Source organism: Corallococcus sp. 4LFB, from assembly GCF_046520365.1.
Lineage (GTDB): Bacteria > Myxococcota > Myxococcia > Myxococcales > Myxococcaceae > Corallococcus > Corallococcus caeni.
The window spans coordinates 1-2,066 of record NZ_JBKGHJ010000856.1 but is presented as its reverse complement, the minus strand read 5'-3'; the positions used below and the strand labels follow the sequence as shown (position 1 = coordinate 2,066).

Genomic DNA, 2,066 nt, shown 5'->3' with positions numbered 1-2,066 from the left:
GGACGCCGCGCGCGGCGCGGGGCCTTGCGCGACGGGAACGGCGGGCGGCGGGACAGCGGGTCCGGGCACGTCCTCCGCCCGGACCTTCCACCACGAGAAGACGCCGGCACCCAGGAGGGCGCACAGCGCGACCACGAGAATGACGGCGCGGCTCTTCATGGCGGGGCGCTCCGGCGGGATTACAGGCCCGCGGACTTCAGGCGGTTCGCCTGGGTGCGGAACACGGACACCGGGTTGGTGAAGAACGCGGTGAGGCCCAGCACCTGGTTCACCTCGTCCAGGTGGTTCATGTCGTAGTTGTCGCGGATGACCGTGCCGAAGCGCGAGCTGCAGCGGCCCACGAGGCCGTCGTTGTACCCGCTGTAGAAGAAGGACGACAGCTTCAGGGCGTAGTCAGACGCGTCCAGGATGTTGGTGAAGGGATCCGTGCCGGACCAGGAGTAGTAGCGCTGGCCCTGGACGCCCGTCGCCGCGCCGCTGCCGCAGGACGTGGTGGGGACGCCCGCGGGGAACTTCGCGGTGAACGCGGAGGTGCCCGTCTTGCTCAGCGCCGTCAGCGCGCCGATGGCGTCCTGCGGCTGCGTGTGGCCGGACAGCAGCCCCAGCACGGTGCCCAGGCTGTTGGCGAAGTACGCCAGCACGCCCTCCGTGAACGACCCGCCCTGCAGGTGGTTGCGCAGGTAGTCCGCCAGGTCCGCGCCCTTGTGCGGCGAGCCCACCGTCGTCACGGACGCCACCAGGTCCGGCCGCACCGCCGCCACGTAGCGCACGTCCAGGCCGCCGTGGCTGTGGCCAATCAGGTTCACCTTCGCCGCGCCCGAGCGCGCGAGCACGTCCTGCACCTGCGCCAGCAGCGCCTCGCCGCGCGCCTCCGTCGAATTGAACTGCGGAACGTGCGTGATGTAGACCTTCGCGCCGCCCGACTTCAGCGACGACTCGATGCCGTAGAAGTAGTCGAGCACCCCGAACAGCGAATCAAACCCCGCCATGCCGTGCGCCAGCACGATGGGGTACTTCGTCTGCGTGTACGTATCCGCGCGGGCAGGCTGCGCCCAGAGGGCAAGAACCGCGACAGTCAGAACGAGGGTCCGGACGGCGTTTCGCATACAGGCTCCTGATGGGGGAGGACGGATCATCGAAGGGATTGACCCGCGAATCAGCCCATAAAGCGAGACACTGATAAAAAGCAAGCCAACCTCAGAATTAACTGAAAAGCATGTCAGCTCTGGGGCACGCAAGCCGCTCCCAACGCAACGCATCAAGAATTCAACACCGCGCGTCAGAGTGGCGGCGCGCGGGCCCTTCCAGAGGAGCACGCCCTTGGACACCGCGGCCTATCAGGCCTTCACCATGGAATTGACGCGCAGGGTCGACGCGGACGGCCGCTTCCGGGGGCTCGTGGCGCTGGGCTCCATGGCGGCGCGGGACTACCCGCCGGATGACTTCAGCGACCACGACTTCTTCGTCATCGCCTGGCCCGGACACGCTGAAACATTGAGACATGAACGCGGCTGGCTGCCTCGCGCGGAGGACGTGGCGCTGGTGTTCCGGGAGACGGCGCACGGCCTCAAGGTCGTGTACCGCGACGGGCACCTGCTGGAGTTCGCGGTGTTCGACCTGGAGGAGCTGTCCTTCGCGCGCGTCAACCGCTACCGCGTGCTGCTGGACAAGGGCGGTGTGACGGAGCGCATGGACGCGCGTGCGCGGGACACCGCCGTGGAGCTCCAGCGCACGGCGCCGGACGACGCGTGGCTGTTCGGGCAATGGCTCACGCAGGTGCTGGTGGGCATGGGCCGCCACGCGCGTGGCGAGGGCTCAGCGGACGCGCGCGGCTGGACGAGGCGGTGCGCCTGTTCTGCCTGCTGCTCGCGCGCCACGTGCCCGCGCCCCAGGCGTCGCTGCTGGACGGGTTGGATCCGGTGCGGCGCGTGGAGCGCGTGTCATCCGCGGAACGGCGGCGAGCTGGCGCCGCGCCCTGGAAGGCGATTCGCCGGGCCTGGCGCGCACGCTCCTGCGGCTGGCGGAGCGCGAGCTGTCCCACGTGCCCGCCTTTCCGCCGCGACGGG

The 2,066-nt window shown here is 69.6% G+C and carries 2 protein-coding genes; one reads left to right on the top strand and one right to left on the bottom strand.

The features are described 5' to 3' along the window. Positions 1-179: 179 nt before the first annotated feature. Positions 180-1,106 carry a lipase family alpha/beta hydrolase gene (locus ACLEQD_RS41995; RefSeq protein WP_410391539.1) on the bottom strand — a complete coding sequence of 309 codons (927 nt, stop codon included), beginning with the start codon at positions 1,104-1,106 and terminating at the stop codon, positions 180-182. 214 nt (positions 1,107-1,320) lie between these two features. Between ACLEQD_RS41995 and ACLEQD_RS41990 the strand changes: the two genes are divergently transcribed. Beyond that, the coding region (locus ACLEQD_RS41990) for a hypothetical protein (protein ID WP_410391537.1) at positions 1,321-2,066 on the top strand (746 nt) is incomplete at its 3' end.